The sequence below is a fragment of the Variovorax sp. P5_A3 genome (assembly GCF_056400665.1).
This window is the reverse complement of the sequence record NZ_JBFUKW010000007.1, coordinates 203,185-219,988: the sequence shown is the minus strand read 5'-3', so window position 1 is coordinate 219,988 and position 16,804 is coordinate 203,185. Positions and strand designations below refer to the sequence as shown.

The window sequence follows — 16,804 nt, the reverse complement described above, 5'->3', positions numbered from 1 at the left end:
GTCCCAATATCTGGAGACACAGCGATGGCCAACTTTGTTCTGGTTCATGGCGCCTGGCACGGCGGATGGTGCTACCGGGAAACGGCGAACGCCCTGCGCGCCGCGGGGCACACGGTGTTCACGCCCACGCACACCGGCGTCGGCGAGCGTTTTCATCAGTCGCGAGAGAACGTCACGCTCGAAACGCACATCCGCGATGTCTGCGGCTGCATCGAATGGGAAGAGCTCGACGATGTGATCCTGGTCGGCCATTCGTACGGCGGCATGGTCATCACCGGCGTCGCAGATCGCATGAGCGACAGGATTCGCTCGCTGGTCTACCTCGATGCCTTCGTGCCGGAGCATGGCGATTCGCTGAATGGCCTGTTGTCGAAGGCGCTGGTGCCCGAAGTGGCGGCGCAGTTCCTGGGCGCATTCCGCGGCACGGCGCTGCAGGACCACAGCGGGTTGATGCAGCCGATTCCCGCGGAGATGTTCAACATCGGAGCGGCCAACCGGGAGCGCGTCGATCGCCTCTGCAGACCGCAGGCGCTGGCGACCTTCGAGATGCCTCTGCTGCTGACCGGGGCGGGCGACAAGATCAAGGAGCGGCTGTACATCCTGGCCGACAACTGGGATCCGAGTCCCTTCCGCTATTTCGCCGCCAAGGTCGAAGGCGCGGCCGGCTGGCGGGTGCTGAAGATGGCGACAAGCCACGACGTGATGGTCGACATGCCTGATGAGTTGGCCGCGGCGTTGGTGAAGCTGGCCTGACATCCGTTGCACGCCGCGGGGCGCGCGCAGCGCGGCTCAGGCTGCGGCGCACTTCCTGACTGTGTCCCAGGTCCGGGTGGTCAGGTCGGTCCCGAAGGTCTTCTCGATCAGCGTCATGAAGACGGGGCCCTTCGGACCCGGAACGTAGGCGCTGAAGATCTCCTGGCCCTGCATGCAGAGGATTTGCGCATCGTCCTTTTCCAGGGGGAGCGCGAGCTTGGCGGTATGCGCGCTGCGCAGGAAGGTGACGACCCGCTTGGAACCGGTCGGCAATTCGAAGGCTGCATAGGGATCGGCATCGAGCAGATCATTCAATGCATCGACGGGGCGCACGATGGTCTGAAACGAACGGTCGAGGTGTTGCTTCATCGCGGCTTCGACCTTGCGTTCCAGCGCGGCAGCCGAGTTGGCACGCGCATTGAACACGACGTTGCCGCTCGAAAGAAGTGTCTTCACGTCGGTGAAGCCGGCGTTTTCGAAGCAGCGCTTCAGCTCCGGCATCTTCGCGTTCATCGGGCTCACGCCGCGAAGGAATGCGACGTAGCGGGGCATCTAGATGTCTTCCAGCAGCGCGTAGGGCAGCGGTTCCACCGTGAGCGACGGGCCAGAGGCCGAACCTGCATGCAGGCCGCCGGCTTCGATCGCGGCGATCTGGATCGAGATCAGCGCGGCCCAGCCGCCATTCGGCGACGGGGCGGCCTGCGCGACCGTGCCCACGGGCTGTTCCCGGTCGTTCGCGGCAAAGACCTCCTGGCCTGCCGCGACTTCGTCGCTGGCCTGCACGAGGTAGGTCCGGCGCTTGAGCGTGCCGCGGAACTGGCTGCGCGCGACCACTTCCTGTCCCGGATAGCAACCCTTCTTGAAGTTCACGCCGCCGACCGATTCGTAGTTGATCATCTGCGGCACGAAGGCCTCGACCACGGGCGTCGTCAGCGTGACGATGCCGCTGCGGACTTCGCTCCATGGCCAAAGCGCGGGGTCGAGCGTGGAGCCCTGGGGCGGGGCGCTGCCTGCAGGCGCGATCCACAGCGCGCGTGGAATTCCGTCGGAGGGGTAGAGCGTGACGGCGCTGGCGTCACCGACCACCGTGTGGCGGCCGGGCGGCGAACTGGCGTCGATGCCGTTGGCGGTCAGTGCCATACCGGCCAATCCGTAGAGCAGGAAATCGTCGCTGGCATCGCTCAGTTTCGCCTTGGCGCGCAGGACGTACATCGAGAGACGCTTGAGCGTCGCCGCGAGAATGTCGCGGCTGCACACCAGCAGGATGCGTTCGGGCTCCGGCCGGATGCCTATGAAGGATGCGATCGCGCGTCCCTTGGCCGTGCAAAGGGCGGCCAGCCGTGCTTCGGACGCGTCCAGCAACGCGAAATCCTGTGTCAACTGGCCATGCAGGAAGGCGGCTGCGTCGGGGCCCTCGGCGCGAATGACACCGAGGTGGGAGAGGGCGGTCACGCCATTCAGAACGACTGAGGTCATCGCTGAATTATCATGGCCAGCCCCGTTCCGCTCGGTCTGCAGGGCTTCATTCCACTTCTTTCAGTTCGCTTGCTTCGTCGGAACCCGTGCGCCGCTTCTTTCTCACGCTCTTTCTGCTGGCCGCCCTGGTCGTTCTGGGCGTCGGTGCCGCCGGCCTGTGGTGGGTCAACCAACCGCTGAAGCTGCCGGCGCCCAACGTCGACCTGTCGATCGAGCCCGGCACCACGCCGCGCGGCATCGCCCAGGCGGTCGCCGATACCGGCGTGGATGTGCCGCCGCAGCTCCTTTATCTGTGGTTCCGCTTCTCGGGACAGGACCGGCAGATGCGCGCCGGCAGCTATGAACTGGAGCGCGGCATCACCCCGCGCCTGTTGCTGAGCGTGCTGGTGCGTGGCGAGGAAGCGACCCGGAGCCTCGTACTGGTCGAAGGATGGAATTTCCGCCAGGTCCGCGCGGCGCTGGCCAAGGCCGAACAGTTGAAGCCCGACACGGTCGGTCAGACGGACGAGGAAGTGATGGCGCGGCTCGGGCGGCCGGGCATGCACCCCGAGGGGCGCTTCTTCCCCGACACCTATACCTATTCCAAGGGATCGACCGACTTCGCCCTGCTGCAGCGCGCGATGCGCGCGATGGACAAGAAACTCGAAGCCGCGTGGGCCGCCCGCGCCTCCGACCTGCCGCTCAAGACACCCGACGAGGCGCTGATCCTGGCCAGCATCGTCGAGAAAGAGACGGGCAAGGCGCAGGACCGCTCGGAGATCGCCGCCGTCTTCATCAATCGCTTGCGCATCGGGATGCCGCTGCAGACGGACCCGACCGTCATCTACGGGATGGGAACGCGTTTCGACGGCAATCTGCGCAAGAAGGACCTCCAGACCGATTCGCCCTGGAATACCTACCTGCGCAATGGCCTCCCGCCCACGCCCATCGCGATGCCGGGCAAGGCCGCGCTGCTGGCGGCCGTTCAGCCGGCGCAGAGCAAGTCGCTGTACTTCGTCTCCCGGGGCGACGGCACCAGCCAGTTCAGCAGTTCGCTCGATGAGCACAACCGTGCGGTCAACCGCTACCAGCGGAACGCCGACCCGAAAGAGCGGAGCGGGCAATGAAGGCACTCTTCCTGACACTCGAAGGCATCGACGGTGCCGGCAAATCGAGCCACATCGATGCGCTCGAGGCGCTGTTCAAGGCGCAGGGCCGCCGGGTGACGCGCACGCGCGAACCGGGCGGCACGCCGCTGGCGGAGACCTTGCGCACGCTGATCCTCGAACAGCCGATGGACCCGTTGACCGAGTCCTTGCTGGTCTTCGCGGCGCGGCGAGATCACGTCGCGCGCGTGATCGAGCCTGCGCTGGCGCGTGGTGATGTCGTGCTGTGTGATCGCTTCACCGATGCGACCTTTGCCTATCAGGGGGCAGGGCGGGGATTCGATCCGGCGGTGCTTTCGACTCTGGAGCAATGGGTGCAGGCGCAGCCGGGTTCCGGCGCCGAGGAGCTCCTGCAACCGGACATCACCATCTGGTTCGACTTGCCTGCCGAGACGGCTGCCGAGCGACTGGCCGGTGCGCGCATTCCGGACAAATTCGAGTCGCAGCCAGTCGAATTCTTCAGGCGCGTCGCGGGCGGCTATGCCCAGCGCGCTGCCGATGCGCCGCGCTTCGCTCGCATCGACGCCAGCCAGTCGCGCGAGCAGGTCTGGCAGCAGATCGAAGCTGCGTTGGCCGAGCGCGGACTCGTCGCTTCCGACAGCGGAGGCGCGCCATGAGCGCTGCGCCGGACCGCTCCAAGCAAGCTCGCACCGCAGTGCGAAGCACGGAGGTCATGCAATGAACGCGACATCGCTCTCGCCCTGGTTGCGCAGGCCGCTCGCGGAATTGCTCCATCAACGCGGCCACGCATGGCTTCTGCAAGGCCCATCAGGTCTCGGCCAGTACGAACTGGGCCTGGCGCTCGCGGCCGCCTGGCTGTGCGAGCAGCCGGACGAGGCCGGGAAAGAGGGCGCGTGCGGTCACTGTCCCAGCTGTCACGCGATCCAGGTGCGCACGCATGCCGACCTGTGCGTGCTCATGCCCGAAGTGGCGATGCAGGAACTGGGCTGGCCGCTCGACGAGAAATCGCAGGCGGACATCGACGACAAGAAGCGCAAGCCGAGCCGCGAGATCCGCGTCGAAGCGATGCGCGATGCCGTGGGCTTTGCGCAGCGGACGAGCGCGCGAGGCAGAGGCAAGGCGGTGCTGGTGTATCCGGCGGAACGCATGAACACCATCACCGCCAACGCGCTGCTGAAGACGCTGGAAGAACCCGTCGGCGACGTCCGATTCGTGCTGGCGAGTGAGGCCGCATGGCAGTTGCTGCCGACGATTCGCAGTCGCTGCCTTGGTTTTACGCTGCCGTGGCCGCAAAGCGACGAAGCGCGTGATTGGCTGGTCGGGCAGGGCGTTGCCGCTGCGGATGCCGCGGGGCTGCTGCGCGCCGCGGGTGGTCGGCCCAGCGACGCGCTGCGGTTGGCCGGCCAAGGTCAATCGCCCAAGGCGTGGAGCCTGCTGCCCAAGGCACTCTCGCGAGGTGACGTGAGCGCGCTGGCGGACCATGCACCGGCGCAGGCGATCGGCGCACTGCAGAAGCTCTGCCACGATCTCATGGCGACGGACAGCGGTGCCCAGCCACGATTCTTCGAGCCGGCCGATCTACCGCCCGCACCTTCGCGGGCTGCGCTGGCTCGCTGGTCGAGGTCGCTGGCGACTGCGGCAAAAACCGCAGAACATCCGTTCAATGCGGGCCTGATGCTCGAGGCGCTTGTGAGCGAAGCGCGAACCACCCTAAACTCGGGACGCCGTCGCCCATGAACACACCATCAGCCCCAACCCCCTCCGCGCCCGCCAGACCCAGTGTCATTCAGCTGGCCATCAAGGAAAAAGGCGCGCTCTATGCGGCCTACATTCCGTTGTTCGCCGAGGGCGGGATCTTCATTCCCACCTCGCGCGAGTACCGGCTCGGCGACGACGTCTACGTGCTGCTCACGCTGCCCGAAGATCCGCAGCGCTATCCCGTCGCCGGCAAAGTCGCCTGGATCACGCCAGCGCGTGCGGCGGGCAACCGGGCGCCGGGTGTCGGCATCCGCTTCCCGTCCGACGACAAATCGCGCCAACTCAAGGCCCGCATCGAGGAGGCGTTGGGCGGTACGATGGCTTCCGACCGCCCGACCCAGACCATCTGAATCCCGTCCATCTGCGACGCGGACCGCACGCGGTGCGGATGCACCGCCATCCTCGAAATTCCGCGATGTTCACAGACTCCCACTGCCACCTGACCTTTCCCGAGTTCGCGGACCAGATGCCGCAGATCCGCGCCGCGATGGCGGCGGCACAGGTAGATCGGGCACTTTGTATCTGCACGACGCTGGAAGAATTTGCCGCGGTCCAGGCGCTGGCGTCCGGTTATGACAACTTTTGGGCCTCCGTTGGTGTTCATCCGGACAACGAAGACATCGCCGAGCCCACTGTCGAGGATCTCGTCCGCCGATCGGCGCTGCCCAAGGTGGTCGCCATCGGCGAAACCGGCCTGGACTACTACCAGATGGAAGAGCGCAAGGGGGGTCGGAGCATTTCCGATCTGGAATGGCAGCGCGATCGGTTTCGCGTCCACATCAGGGCGGCGCAGCAGACTCGCAAGCCGCTCATCATTCATACCCGCGAAGCTTCGGCGGACACGCTGGCCATCCTGAAGGACGAGGGCGAAGACGGCACTGGCAGGGCGGCCGGCGGCGTGTTCCATTGCTTCACCGAGACTGCGGAGGTCGCGCGTGCCGCACTTGATCTCGGTTTCTACATTTCCTTTTCGGGCATCCTGACCTTCAAGAAGGCGCAGGACCTGCGGGATGTGGCCGCCTTCGTGCCGCTCGATCGCATGCTGATCGAAACCGACAGCCCCTACCTCGCTCCGGTGCCGTACCGCGGCAAGACCAACAACCCGTCGTATGTGCCCTTCGTCGCGCAGCAGATTGCACAACTCCGCAACCTGCCGATCGAGGCGATCGCCAAGGCAACCAGCGATAACTTCGAGACACTCTTCGATGGCGTAAAATCATGACAATTCACTTCAAGAAACTGCTGTATCTGGCTGTTTTTGCATGTTCTTTTGCTGCGCACGCCGGCGCCTTCGAAGATTTTTTCAGAGGAGTCCGTGTCGACAATGCCAGCGGGATCAAGAGCCTGCTCGACCGCGGATTCGACCCCAACACGCGGGATGAAAAAGGACAGACCGGCCTGTTGCTTGCGCTGCGCGAGTCGTCGACCAACGTGATCAAGGTGCTTCTGGATTCGCCGAAGACCGACGTCGAGGCGCGCAATTCGAAGGACGAAAGTCCGCTGATGCTTGCAGCCCTCAAAGGTCAGCAAGAAATCGTGATCCGGCTGATCGAGCGTGATGCGGATATCAACAAGCCGGGCTGGACGCCGCTGCACTACGCGGCGACCAATGGTCACACGGACATCATGAAGTTGTTGCTGGACAAGGATGCCTTCATCGATGCGCAGTCGCCCAACGGCACCACGCCGTTGATGATGGCTGCCATGTACGGGTCCACCCCAGCGGTGAAACTGCTCCTGGATGAAGGCGCGGATCCGCTCATGAAGAACGAGCAGGGCATGACGGCCAGCGACTTCGCCCAACGCGCCAATCGGAGTGATTCCGTGCAGTTGCTGAGCGCAGCGGTCCGAGGCAAGAAACCCAGCGACGGCAAGTGGTGAGTACAGGGCGTTCGCAAGACCTGGCGCTCTTTTTGATCTGACAAAGCGAAAACGCTCGGCGAAATAAGGACCGATCTCATTTTCGAGCGCTCAGGCCGCTGGTCCAATAACGGAATCGCACGCAAGGACTGAGGCGCTCCCTTCGGTCCGGCTGTCGCATCTCGCTTATGCGCAGCTACGTGTTCGGCCCGCAACCTGTGGGACTTTCCTTTACGCCTACTGCTGGATCGACCTCGCCTTGGCGCGGCGTCAGTCCACGTTCTTGTCTGTTTTGCACCATGTTCTCACAGCTGTTTGGGCTGGTGGGCGCTCAGTCGCCTACGCTGCTTGTATTCATCGACCTCTTCTGCACCGCGATCACCGGCGGTTCGGTCTCTAGGGTCCTTCGCCGCGAACGGCGTCGGCGTTTGCGCGCCAAGACGGCCGCTTCGCACTACACCCGGTCCGTGGAGGATTTTCCGGAGCTGGCGGGAGGGTGACCCAGTGAATCGGAAGGCAATATCTCCCGCTCGCTTTCTTGCGGTGGCGCGCGCCGGGTCCAACTTGCGCGTAGGGCGAGAAGTCAGACTGTCGTGGTGGGCAGCACCGGGGCGTCGCGGCAACTGATTTCGCCCGACAGTTGGCCGCCTTCCTCGATCACGAGTCGCCTGTACTGGATCTTTCCAGCCACGCTACCCGTCGATTGAATCGCGAGCGTTTGATGCACGGTGAGTGCGCCGTCGAAACGTCCTCGAATCTCCACGAGTTCGATGTCCGCCGTTCCCTTGAAAGCACCGTGCTCGGCGATCTGCATGACGCGCGCCTTCAACTTTGCTTCGACCACGCCTTCAATCACCAACGTGTCGCAGTCGGTGATCTGGTCTCCCTTGAGCTTGATATTGGCGCCGACAACGAGACGGCTGCCTCCATCCATGGCGGCGCTCAATGTTGCCCTGGCGACTTGATCTGGACTCGGATTGAAAGCAACCGCATCTGCCACAACAGGTGAAGCGGGTTTCGGTTCGATCGCATGGGCACGTCGGCCAAACAACGGGGACTGGGCGAGCATCACGATAGCTCCTCAAAAAATCCATCCTAGTTGCGAGAGGTGTGCGGGTGCAAACGCGCTAAATAGGGCATCTCTGAAAATAATACAATGTATATTATGTAAAATGTAAGCTTCATGCCTTGTTCACGAAGGATCAGAAGAATCGCCAATCCTCCATCAGTGCGCGGCTCCAGGCACCCTGTCCGTTATCGTATTCGGCCTGCGATCTGTCATGCCGTTCGGATTGCGACGTGCGTACACGGGACAATCAAGCGCAAACGACCTTAGCGAAAGGGACCCTAAAAGTGCAGTCCAACAGCATCCTCCGCGCGCCTCGCGGTGCCATTTCCATGCCCGATCGCTGGCGTCATTCGCGGGCCGTTGCGATGGCGTGCGCGCTGCTGGCGATCGCATCCAAGCCGGCGCTGGCGCAATCGAAGATCGACCTGGATCTTTACAAGCAGCCAGCGTGGGAGGTGGTCATTGGTCCCTATGCATTGCACTGGAGCAATTCCGACGAACACACCTATGTCGTCTTGCTGGGGATCGAGCGCGCGGAGGCCGATGGCTGGATCTGGGGACTCTCGGCCTTCAGGAATTCCTTCGGCCAGCCTTCTGCCTATGCTTACTACGGCTATCGATGGGACAACCTGTTCGGCAATCCGGCGCTGTATTTCAAGCTGACAGGCGGCATCATCTACGGTTACAAGGACCAGTACGAGGACAAGGTGCCTTTCAATCACAACGGCTTCGGCCTGGGCATCATTCCCGCCATCGGCTATCGGTTCACATCTGTCGATGCGGTGCAGGTGGGCGCGCTCGGGACGGCCGGTCTTATCTTCACCTACAACAGGCGCTTCTGATCCGTTGCGGCACGCGAGATGATGAAGGCAAGCTGAACAGATACTGATGCGGCTGTTAATCAGCCCTTCAGTGATGGCGCCTATCGTCGCCCGATGCCATTCGATTCCGGTCCTCCCGCCCTCTTCGCGCGGCACGGCACCGCAGACCCGGATCCGCCCTCCGAAAATCCCGTCCCGTTTTCTCAGGATGCCAACCGCTGGGCCTCGCTCCCGCGATCTCCGCAGCGCATCGTCGTCTGGCTGGGCATCTATCTCGCGGTCGCTGCCAACTGGCCCTTGTGGAGCGAATTGGCGCGTATCGGCGGGGCGCCAAGCCTTTACCTCCCTACCGTCGCATCCGTCGGCTTGCTTTCGACCTGCGGGGCCGTGGCCTTGCTGTCCCTGACGGCATGGTCACGTTGGATGAAGCCGGTCTGGCTTGGCGTCGTGGTGCTGGCGGCAGTGGCCCAGTACTACATGCAGAGCTATCGCGTCGTGATCGATCCGACGATTGTCGCGAATGCCTTGCAGGCCGATGCGCACGAGGTATGGGACCTGGTCAGCTGGCGGTTGGTCGTCAGCGTGTTGCTGGTGTCCGCCCTCCCCGCCTGGTTCCTGTCGAACGTCCGGGTCCAGCAGGCCCGTTTCGTTTCGCAAGCGTGGCGCAACGTGGCGTTGCTGCTCGGCGCAACAGCCGTGGCCGCCGGCGGCGCGATGGCGATGAACCGCCAGCTGGCGCCGCTGATGCGCAACAACGCCCATCTGCGCTACATGATGAACCCGGTGGCGACGTTTTATTCGGCGGCCACGTCGATTGCCAGGCCGATCTTCGGACATCGTCGCCAGTTCGTACCAACGGGCAGCGGCGTCGCGCTGGGTCCCAGTTTTGCGGCGCAGACCAGGCCTCCGCTGCTTGTGCTCGTCCTGGGCAAGGGGGCCCGTGCGGATCACTTCGGGCTCAACGGATACGCACGTAACACCACGCCCGAACTGGCCTTGCGAAATGCGCTGAGCTACCGGGACGTACGTTCGTGCGGAACCACTACGCTCGGCTCCGTTCCCTGCATGTTCTCGGGGCTCGGCAAGCAAGCATTCGAAGCGAGCAAGGATGACCACGACAACCTGGTGGATGTCATGCAGGCTGCCGGCCTGGCCGTGTTCTGGCTCGACAACCAGACCGGCACGTGCAACGGAGTGTGCGACCGGATTCCGCACGCCGCCGCCTTCGCTCAGCTCGACCCCGCAAAGCGCAAGGCGCTCTGCGATGGCAATGAATGCCTGGACGGCGTCATGCTCGACGGCCTGGACGCGCGCATCGCCGGCCTCGACGCAGAGCGACGCGCAAAGGGCGTCGTCCTGGTCATGCATCAGATCGGAAGCCATGGGCCCGACTACTACAAGCGATCCTCACCCGACGCGAAGCGCTTTGCGCCGGAGTGCAAGACCAATGTGCTGGGCCAATGCAGTCACTCGGAATTGCTCAACAGCTATGACAACTCCATCGCCTACACGGATCGCTTTCTGGGCCAGTTGATCGACTGGCTCCAATCGCAGTCGAGTCGCTTCGACACTGCGCTTCTCTACGTCGGCGACCATGGCGAGTCGCTCGGAGAGTACGGACTCTTCCTTCACGGATTGCCGTACAGCTTGGCTCCGGATGTCCAGAAGCACGTGCCCATGGTGACCTGGTTCAGCGAAGGCATGCTTCGTCGGTCGGAGCTGTCATTGCCGTGCATGGAGAACGGTCTCGACGCGCCCCTCACTCATGACAATGTCTATCACGCGGCCATCGGACTCATGGACGTCCAGACCGCCTCGTACAGCGCGGCGCTCGACCCGCTGTCGGGCTGTCGCGAACGGAGACGACCGTTATGATCGGCAAGCGCTCTGTTCGTTCAGGTTTCGGAAAGGTGGGCGCCAAAGCATCTCCAAATGCTGACGCGGCGCGCATATCAACGCCTCACCGGGCACTGTTCCCGGTGGTCTTCCGTTTCGATGCTCCGTGCAATCCGGCCGGTCCCGTCGGACGCGACACAGCGCCGCTGAGCTTCGCCGAACCGTCGCTGCTGCGGCGCCAGTCGATCGAAGGAGCGGTGCGCCAACGACACCTTGCAGTGTCTTCATGAATCATCAGATGGATCAAGGTAGAAATATCATCGACGGCCAACGTCCGTTGCCTTCCGGCTTGCTGGCTTTCCTGCTGGCCGTGCTGGCCGCGGTCTGGTTCGGCTCGCTGGCGACCCGTTCGCTGATCAGTCCCGACGAGGGCCGCTACGCGAGCCTCGCGTGGGAAATGCTGCGCAGCGGCGACTGGGTCACGCCGCGGCTGAACGGGCTGCTCTACTTCGAGAAGCCGCCTCTGCAGTACTGGATCAGCGCCCTCTTCCTCCACCTTTTCGGCTTGAATGACTTCGCCGCGCGGCTGTGGCCGGCGCTGGCCGGTTTTCTCACTGTGCTGGTGGTCGGAGCAACGGCGTGGCGACTGTGGGGCAGAGAGACCGGCATCCGCAGCCTGGCCATTGCCGCGTCCATGACCTGGGTCTTCGGCAATTCGCATTTCCTGACGCTCGATGCCAGCCTGACGCTGTTCCTTACGATCGCTCTGTGCGCAACGCTGATGGCCGAGCATGCTTCTCCCAAGGCGCTCGACCGCAGGAACTGGATCTGGGTCGCCTGGGCCGCAATGGCCGGTGCAGTGCTCAGCAAGGGACTTGTGGGCATTCTGATCCCTGGCGCTACATTGGTGCTGACCTGCATCTGGCGCCGGGATTTCACTCTCTTCCGCAGGATGCATTGGGTGTCGGGCCCGTTGATCTTCCTGGTATTGGCTGCACCGTGGTTCGTGTTGGTTTCGATGCGCAACCCGGGCTTCGCCCAGTTCTTCTTCATTCATGAACACTTCGCGCGCTACCTGACCAAGGTCCACAACCGCGAAGGCGCGTGGTGGTACTATGTTCCGCTGCTTCTTGGCGGGATGTTGCCCTGGACCAGCGCCCTGCCATGGCTATGGCCGCGGCGCCCGGCTTCAGGGCCATCCGCAAGCATCGCACCGCAAGACCTCCTGATCGTCTATTCAGCCTTCGTGCTGCTGTTCTTCAGCACCAGCGGATCGAAGCTGCCCTCGTACATCCTGCCGATGTTTCCTGCGCTCGCGCTACTCGTCGGCCTGCGACTCCAGCAGGCCAGTTCGCGTGCGCTGCGCCGCCACTTGCTGGTGCCCGTGGTGGTCTGGGCGATCGTGCTGATCGCAGCGACGCAGAGTTCGAGGATCACGTCGCACTCCACGCCGTCCGAAGTGTTCGCTCAGCTCGGTTTCGGGGCCCTCTGGGGTGCCGTCACCTTCCTGTCGTTCGCGGCTTTCGCCTGGTGGTTGCTGCCACGGCGTGGTGCCACTCTGGCCATCGCGACGTTGGCACTTGGTCACGTCATGGGCGTGGCTGTCGTGATGGCAGCCCACAACCCCTTCGGGCAACTCAAGAGCTCCGCTCCCTTTGTATCGGCGCTGCAGCCAATGCTGCAGTCCGGAGCGCCGATCTTCGCTGTCCGCGCTTACGATCAGACGCTGCCGTTCTATTTGCGCCGCGACGTCACGTTGGTGGACTACGAGGACGAATTCACCATGGGACAAGCGATGGAGCCCGCGCTGTCGATCGCGTCGCTCGACGAGTTCGTCGCTCGCTGGCAGTCGCTTCCGCAGGCGGCCGCCTACATGGACTTCCCGAGCTTCGGCGAGTTGCGCGATCGCGGCGTTCCGATGCGCATCATTTATCAGGACTCCCGCCGAGTCGTGGTATCCAGAAAATGAAAAGTACCGATCCAAGCACTGCTCCTTTCCTGCCGTTCACCCGTCCTTCGGTCGACGAACGCACTATCTCGGAAGTCGCCGAGGTGCTCCGATCCGGATGGCTGACCACGGGCCCGAAATGCCAGGCGCTCGAGGCGGCCCTGTCCGAACGCTGCGGCGGGCGGCCCGTGCGGCTGGTCAATTCGGGCACGGCCTCTCTCGAACTGGCATTGCGTGTGTGCGGCGTGGGTCCCGGCGACCAGGTCATCACCACGCCGCTGAGTTGGGTTGCAACTGCCAACGTGGTGTTGGCCGTTGGCGCCACGCCGGTCTTCGTCGATGCCGATCCGAAGACGCGCAACATCGACCTCGATCGCATCGAGACGGCCATCACGCCACGCACACGGGCGCTGATTCCGGTCGACCTGGCCGGCCTGCCCGTGGACCGCACGCGGCTCAACGCCATCGCCAGCGCGCACGGCCTGCGGGTCGTCGAAGACGCCGCGCAATCATTCGGCGCGCAGTGGAACGGGCGCGCCATCGGCAGCTTCGGCGATCTGGTGTCCTTCAGCTTCCACGCCAACAAGAACTTCACCTCGGGCGAAGGCGGTTGCCTTGTGCTGAACGACGAGGACGAGGCGCGACGCTTCGAGTTGCTGCGCCTGCAGGGCGTCAAGCGCCTGGCTGGCGGCGAGATGGACGTGGAGGCTTGGGGCGCCAAGGCCAACATGACTGATATTGCCGCGGCCATCGGCCTGGGCCAGTTGCGCAATATCGATGCGTTCAACACGAGCCGCCGTCGCCTCGCCCAGCGCTATTTCGAGCGCTGGGACCGGACACTTGGATTCGACCTGCCCCCCGAGGATGCCGAGCAACACGGCAATTGGCACATGTTCCAGCCCCTGCTGCCCCGCGATCTCGCCCCGGCGCGTGCGGACTTCATGGTTGCCATGAAAGACCTGGGCATCGGTGTCGGCGTGCACTACCCCGCGATGCATCTGTTCTCGATGTTCCGGGCCATGGGCTATGCCCGTGGCGACTTCCCGGTCGCCGAGGACATCGGCGCACGCACGATCACGCTGCCGCTCTTTCCCGCCATGACGGAAGCCGACGTCGACCGCGTCTGCGACGCCGTGGCCGCGGCGGTTGCAACTTTGCGGAGGGCTCGGCCATGACGGTCCTGAAGGCGGTTCCCCATCACGAACCCGAAACCGAACTCCCGGCCGACGCGCCCGCGTTGAGCGTCGTCATCCCGGTCTACAACGAGGAGCAGGGGCTTGCCGCCCTGTTCGCACGCCTCTATCCGGCGCTCGATGCGCTTGGGCTTTCCTACGAGGTGATCTTCGTCAACGATGGCAGCCGCGACCGCTCCGCGGCCCTGCTCGCGGCGCAGTTCCAGCTTCGACCGGACGTGACGCGCGTGATCCTCTTCAACGGCAACTTCGGCCAGCACCGGGCAATCCTCGCGGGCTTCGAACACTGCCTGGGAGATCGCATCGTCACCCTGGATGCGGACCTGCAGAACCCGCCCGAGGACATCCGCCTGCTGCTGGACGCGATGGACCAGGGGCATGACTGCGTCGGCTCGATCCGCCGCGACCGTCAGGACTCGGCCTGGCGCCGCTGGGCATCGAGGGCCATGAATCGCTTGCGCCATCGACTCACGGGCATCGTGATGACCGACCACGGATCGATGCTGCGCGCGTACAGCCGGGACGTCGTCCAGCTCATCAACCAGTGCAACGAGATGAACACCTTCATCCCGGCGCTGGCGCTGCAGTTCTCCCGCAACCCGACCGAGGTGGAGGTCGGGCACGAGGAGCGCCACGCCGGCGAATCCAAGTATTCCTTCTACAGCCTGGTGCGCCTCAACTTCGACCTGGTGACCGGCTTCTCGCTGGTGCCGCTGCAGGCCTTCTCGCTGCTCGGGATCGTGGTGTCGATGCTCTCCGCCCTGCTGTTCGTCGTGCTTGCGACGCGGCGGCTGTTCATGGGCCCCGAAGTGGGCGGCGTCTTCACCCTCTTCGCCCTGCTCTTCCTGCTGGTCGGGCTGGCACTGTTCGGTATCGGACTCCTGGGCGAATACATCGGGCGCATCTACCAGGAAGTGCGCGCGCGGCCACGCTACGTCATCAACGCCGTCCTCGAGCGCAAGCGGCCATGAAGCCCGATTTGCCCGCCCGAGCGATCGTCTTCGCCTACCACGACGTCGGCGTGCGATGCCTTCGGGTGCTGCTCGACGCCGGTGTCGAGGTGCCGCTGGTCGTCACCCATGCCGATGCCGCCAGCGAGAACATCTGGTTCGGAAGCGTGGCCGGGGTCGCGGCGCTGCACGGACTTCACTGCGTAACGCCAGCCGACCCGCACCTGCCTGAACTGCTTGCTGAGGCCACGGCAGCGAAGCCGGATTTCCTGTTCTCGTTCTACTACCGGCACATGCTGAAGGCGTCGTGGCTGCAGGTGCCGCGCTTTGGCGCCTTCAACATGCACGGTTCGCTGTTGCCACAGTACCGGGGCCGCGCGCCGGTGAACTGGGCCGTCATCGACGGTGCAACGCAGACCGGCGCGACCTTGCACCGCATGAACGAGAAGCCCGACAACGGCGCCATCGTCGACCAGTGCGCTGTGCCGATCCTGATCGATGACACCGCGCACGAAGTCTTCGGCAAGGTCGTGGTCGCGGCGGAGATCGTGCTCGCGCGCAGCCTCCCGCAACTGCTGGCCGGCACGGCCGCCGAAAGGCCGCAAGATCTTTCCCAAGGCCGCTACTTCGGTGGACGCAAGCCGGAAGACGGCCTGATCCCCGGCACCGCAACCGCTCGGCAGATACACAACCTCGTGCGCGCGCTCGCGCCGCCCTACCCCGGCGCCTTTCTCCGCATTCGCGGAGAGCAGGTCCGGATCGATCGCACACGGCTTGTCGAGCGACAATTGACCGCACCCGGCTCGGGTCTCCGGCTGATTTGCGACGCCGGCGCGCTGTGGCTGCTGGCCAGCGACGGCACCACACTCGAAGTCCTGGCCGCGCAGGGCGATGCCGGCCCGATCGACCCGACCGGCTTCAAACACCACTTCGGCTCGCGCAGCGTGCCCGCCGACAACTGAATCAACTCCAACCACGGACATCCCGCCATGCTCAAAGTACTCATCCTCGGCGTGAACGGCTTCATCGGCCACCATCTCACCCGCCACATCCTCGAGACCACCGACTGGCACGTCTACGGAATGGACATGCAGTCGGAACGCGTCGCCCCCTGGCTCCACGATCCGCGCTTCCACTTCTTCGAAGGCGACATGACGATCAACAAGGAGTGGATCGAATACCACGTGAAGAAGTGCGATGTCGTCCTCCCGCTCGTGGCGATCGCGACGCCGGCGACCTATGTGCAGCAGCCGCTGCGCGTGTTCGAGCTCGATTTCGAGGCCAACCTGCCGGTCGTCCGGCAATGCCTCAAGTACAACAAGCGGGTGGTGTTTCCGTCGACCAGCGAGGTCTACGGCATGTGCACGGACGCCGCCTTCGATCCGGAATCGTCGAACCTCGTCTACGGTCCGATCAACAAGCCCCGGTGGATCTACGCCGCCGCGAAGCAGCTGATGGACCGGGTCATCCATGCCTACGGCCAGCAGGACGGCCTGCGCTATACCCTCTTCCGCCCTTTCAACTGGATCGGACCGGGGCTCGACAGCCTCCACACGCCCAAGGAAGGATCGAGCCGCGTCATCACCCAGTTCCTCGGCCACATCGTGCGCGGCGAGCCGATCCGGCTCGTCGATGGCGGCAGCCAGCAGCGCGCCTTCACCTACGTGGACGACGGCATCGACGCGCTGGTCAAGATCATCGCGAACAAGGACGGCGTGGCCGATTCGAAGATCTACAACATCGGCAATCCCGCCAACAACCATTCCATCCGGGCGTTGGCCGAGATGATGGTCGCGCTGGCGCGCACGCTTCCAGAGTACCGCGACGCAGCCGAAGCGGTGCGCCTCGTCGACGTCTCTTCGGCGGACTACTACGGACGCGGCTACCAGGACGTGACCCATCGGGTGCCGGACATCCACTCGACCATGCAGGACCTGGACTGGAAGCCGAAGGTCGGCATGGAGCAGGCGCTGGCCAGTCTCTTCGCCTACTACCGGGACGAGGCCGAGGCCGCCGCAGACCTCGCGGCCTGAG

18 protein-coding genes are annotated in these 16,804 nt (G+C 64.2%); 15 read left to right on the top strand and 3 right to left on the bottom strand.

Annotated features, from left to right (window positions below; all coding sequences use genetic code 11):
• The first annotated feature begins 24 nt into the window (after positions 1-24).
• Positions 25-753: an alpha/beta fold hydrolase gene (locus AC1D3B_RS13450; protein ID WP_478191158.1), complete on the top strand. Its 729-nt coding sequence runs from the start codon at positions 25-27 to the stop codon at positions 751-753.
• 36 nt (positions 754-789) lie between these two features.
• Here AC1D3B_RS13450 and AC1D3B_RS13445 read toward each other — a convergent pair whose 3' ends face one another.
• Both AC1D3B_RS13445 and ygfZ read right to left on the bottom strand, forming a co-directional pair.
• Positions 790-1,305: a DUF1697 domain-containing protein gene (locus AC1D3B_RS13445; RefSeq protein WP_478191157.1), complete on the bottom strand. Its 516-nt coding sequence runs from the start codon at positions 1,303-1,305 to the stop codon at positions 790-792.
• Entirely contained in the window at positions 1,306-2,229 is a 924-nt protein-coding gene (gene ygfZ / locus AC1D3B_RS13440) for a CAF17-like 4Fe-4S cluster assembly/insertion protein YgfZ (RefSeq protein WP_478191156.1), read from the bottom strand.
• An 86-nt stretch (positions 2,230-2,315) separates the two neighbouring features.
• On the opposite strand from ygfZ, the gene mltG reads away from it, so the two are divergent.
• The 6 genes from mltG to AC1D3B_RS13410 all read left to right on the top strand — a co-directional run bounded on the left by mltG (position 2,316) and on the right by AC1D3B_RS13410 (position 6,974).
• Complete coding sequence (gene mltG / locus AC1D3B_RS13435) at positions 2,316-3,335, top strand: endolytic transglycosylase MltG (protein WP_478191155.1); 1,020 nt, start codon at positions 2,316-2,318, stop codon at positions 3,333-3,335.
• Positions 3,332-3,991 (top strand): dTMP kinase, encoded by a 660-nt coding sequence (gene tmk / locus AC1D3B_RS13430; RefSeq protein WP_478191154.1) that lies wholly within the window; start codon positions 3,332-3,334, stop codon positions 3,989-3,991. Before mltG ends, tmk begins: the two co-directional genes overlap by 4 nt.
• Before the next feature lie 61 nt (positions 3,992-4,052).
• Positions 4,053-5,072 (top strand): DNA polymerase III subunit delta', encoded by a 1,020-nt coding sequence (locus tag AC1D3B_RS13425; RefSeq protein ID WP_478191153.1) that lies wholly within the window; start codon positions 4,053-4,055, stop codon positions 5,070-5,072.
• A complete protein-coding gene (locus AC1D3B_RS13420; RefSeq protein ID WP_478191152.1) occupies positions 5,069-5,443 on the top strand; it encodes a PilZ domain-containing protein in 375 nt (124 codons plus the stop codon). Before AC1D3B_RS13425 ends, AC1D3B_RS13420 begins: the two co-directional genes overlap by 4 nt.
• A gap of 65 nt (positions 5,444-5,508) precedes the next feature.
• Positions 5,509-6,315 (top strand): TatD family hydrolase, encoded by an 807-nt coding sequence (locus tag AC1D3B_RS13415; RefSeq protein WP_478191151.1) that lies wholly within the window; start codon positions 5,509-5,511, stop codon positions 6,313-6,315.
• Positions 6,312-6,974, top strand: coding sequence for an ankyrin repeat domain-containing protein (locus AC1D3B_RS13410; RefSeq protein WP_478191150.1), 663 nt, complete (start codon positions 6,312-6,314; stop codon positions 6,972-6,974). The genes AC1D3B_RS13415 and AC1D3B_RS13410 overlap by 4 nt, the downstream gene beginning before the upstream one ends.
• Before the next feature lie 562 nt (positions 6,975-7,536).
• Here AC1D3B_RS13410 and AC1D3B_RS13405 read toward each other — a convergent pair.
• Positions 7,537-8,022 (bottom strand): bactofilin family protein, encoded by a 486-nt coding sequence (locus AC1D3B_RS13405; RefSeq protein WP_478191149.1) that lies wholly within the window; start codon positions 8,020-8,022, stop codon positions 7,537-7,539.
• Between the two features lie 329 nt (positions 8,023-8,351).
• On the opposite strand from AC1D3B_RS13405, the gene AC1D3B_RS13400 reads away from it, so the two are divergent.
• The 8 genes from AC1D3B_RS13400 (at position 8,352) to AC1D3B_RS13365 (ending at position 16,803) form a co-directional block, all read left to right on the top strand.
• Positions 8,352-8,864, top strand: coding sequence for an ABC transporter ATP-binding protein (locus AC1D3B_RS13400; protein WP_478191148.1), 513 nt, complete (start codon positions 8,352-8,354; stop codon positions 8,862-8,864).
• Between the two features lie 93 nt (positions 8,865-8,957).
• The gene (locus AC1D3B_RS13395) at positions 8,958-10,718 is read left to right on the top strand and encodes a phosphoethanolamine transferase (RefSeq protein WP_478191147.1); all 1,761 of its coding nucleotides are present in this window, start codon (positions 8,958-8,960) and stop codon (positions 10,716-10,718) included.
• Positions 10,715-10,969 carry a hypothetical protein gene (locus AC1D3B_RS13390; protein WP_478191146.1) on the top strand — a complete coding sequence of 85 codons (255 nt, stop codon included), beginning with the start codon at positions 10,715-10,717 and terminating at the stop codon, positions 10,967-10,969. Before AC1D3B_RS13395 ends, AC1D3B_RS13390 begins: the two co-directional genes overlap by 4 nt.
• Positions 10,970-10,977: 8 nt before the next feature.
• The gene (locus tag AC1D3B_RS13385; protein WP_478191145.1) at positions 10,978-12,648 is read left to right on the top strand and encodes a phospholipid carrier-dependent glycosyltransferase; all 1,671 of its coding nucleotides are present in this window, start codon (positions 10,978-10,980) and stop codon (positions 12,646-12,648) included.
• On the top strand, positions 12,645-13,802 hold the full coding sequence (locus AC1D3B_RS13380; RefSeq protein ID WP_478191144.1) for a DegT/DnrJ/EryC1/StrS family aminotransferase: 1,158 nt from the start codon (positions 12,645-12,647) through the stop codon (positions 13,800-13,802). Before AC1D3B_RS13385 ends, AC1D3B_RS13380 begins: the two co-directional genes overlap by 4 nt.
• Positions 13,799-14,791 carry a glycosyltransferase gene (locus AC1D3B_RS13375; RefSeq protein WP_478191143.1) on the top strand — a complete coding sequence of 331 codons (993 nt, stop codon included), beginning with the start codon at positions 13,799-13,801 and terminating at the stop codon, positions 14,789-14,791. The genes AC1D3B_RS13380 and AC1D3B_RS13375 overlap by 4 nt, the downstream gene beginning before the upstream one ends.
• Positions 14,788-15,732, top strand: coding sequence for a formyltransferase (locus AC1D3B_RS13370; RefSeq protein ID WP_478191142.1), 945 nt, complete (start codon positions 14,788-14,790; stop codon positions 15,730-15,732). The genes AC1D3B_RS13375 and AC1D3B_RS13370 overlap by 4 nt, the downstream gene beginning before the upstream one ends.
• A 27-nt stretch (positions 15,733-15,759) precedes the next feature.
• Positions 15,760-16,803, top strand: coding sequence for a bifunctional UDP-4-keto-pentose/UDP-xylose synthase (locus AC1D3B_RS13365; RefSeq protein WP_478191141.1), 1,044 nt, complete (start codon positions 15,760-15,762; stop codon positions 16,801-16,803).
• Position 16,804 lies beyond the last annotated feature (1 nt).

Bases quoted from the DNA above. Each gene is read 5' to 3' on its own strand.
- AC1D3B_RS13385 (WP_478191145.1), top strand. From the start codon at position 10,978: ATGGATCAAGGTAGAAATATCATCGACGGCCAACGTCCGTTGCCTTCC.
- AC1D3B_RS13365 (WP_478191141.1), top strand. From the start codon at position 15,760: ATGCTCAAAGTACTCATCCTCGGCGTGAACGGCTTCATCGGCCACCAT.
- AC1D3B_RS13390 (WP_478191146.1), top strand. From the start codon at position 10,715: ATGATCGGCAAGCGCTCTGTTCGTTCAGGTTTCGGAAAGGTGGGCGCC.
- AC1D3B_RS13395 (WP_478191147.1), top strand. From the start codon at position 8,958: ATGCCATTCGATTCCGGTCCTCCCGCCCTCTTCGCGCGGCACGGCACC.
- AC1D3B_RS13400 (WP_478191148.1), top strand. From the start codon at position 8,352: ATGCCCGATCGCTGGCGTCATTCGCGGGCCGTTGCGATGGCGTGCGCG.
- AC1D3B_RS13380 (WP_478191144.1), top strand. From the start codon at position 12,645: ATGAAAAGTACCGATCCAAGCACTGCTCCTTTCCTGCCGTTCACCCGT.
- AC1D3B_RS13425 (WP_478191153.1), top strand. From the start codon at position 4,053: ATGAACGCGACATCGCTCTCGCCCTGGTTGCGCAGGCCGCTCGCGGAA.
- AC1D3B_RS13370 (WP_478191142.1), top strand. From the start codon at position 14,788: ATGAAGCCCGATTTGCCCGCCCGAGCGATCGTCTTCGCCTACCACGAC.
- AC1D3B_RS13405 (WP_478191149.1), bottom strand. From the start codon at position 8,022: ATGCTCGCCCAGTCCCCGTTGTTTGGCCGACGTGCCCATGCGATCGAA.
- AC1D3B_RS13450 (WP_478191158.1), top strand. From the start codon at position 25: ATGGCCAACTTTGTTCTGGTTCATGGCGCCTGGCACGGCGGATGGTGC.
- tmk (WP_478191154.1), top strand. From the start codon at position 3,332: ATGAAGGCACTCTTCCTGACACTCGAAGGCATCGACGGTGCCGGCAAA.
- AC1D3B_RS13420 (WP_478191152.1), top strand. From the start codon at position 5,069: ATGAACACACCATCAGCCCCAACCCCCTCCGCGCCCGCCAGACCCAGT.
- AC1D3B_RS13375 (WP_478191143.1), top strand. From the start codon at position 13,799: ATGACGGTCCTGAAGGCGGTTCCCCATCACGAACCCGAAACCGAACTC.
- ygfZ (WP_478191156.1), bottom strand. From the start codon at position 2,229: ATGACCTCAGTCGTTCTGAATGGCGTGACCGCCCTCTCCCACCTCGGT.
- AC1D3B_RS13415 (WP_478191151.1), top strand. From the start codon at position 5,509: ATGTTCACAGACTCCCACTGCCACCTGACCTTTCCCGAGTTCGCGGAC.
- AC1D3B_RS13445 (WP_478191157.1), bottom strand. From the start codon at position 1,305: ATGCCCCGCTACGTCGCATTCCTTCGCGGCGTGAGCCCGATGAACGCG.
- AC1D3B_RS13410 (WP_478191150.1), top strand. From the start codon at position 6,312: ATGACAATTCACTTCAAGAAACTGCTGTATCTGGCTGTTTTTGCATGT.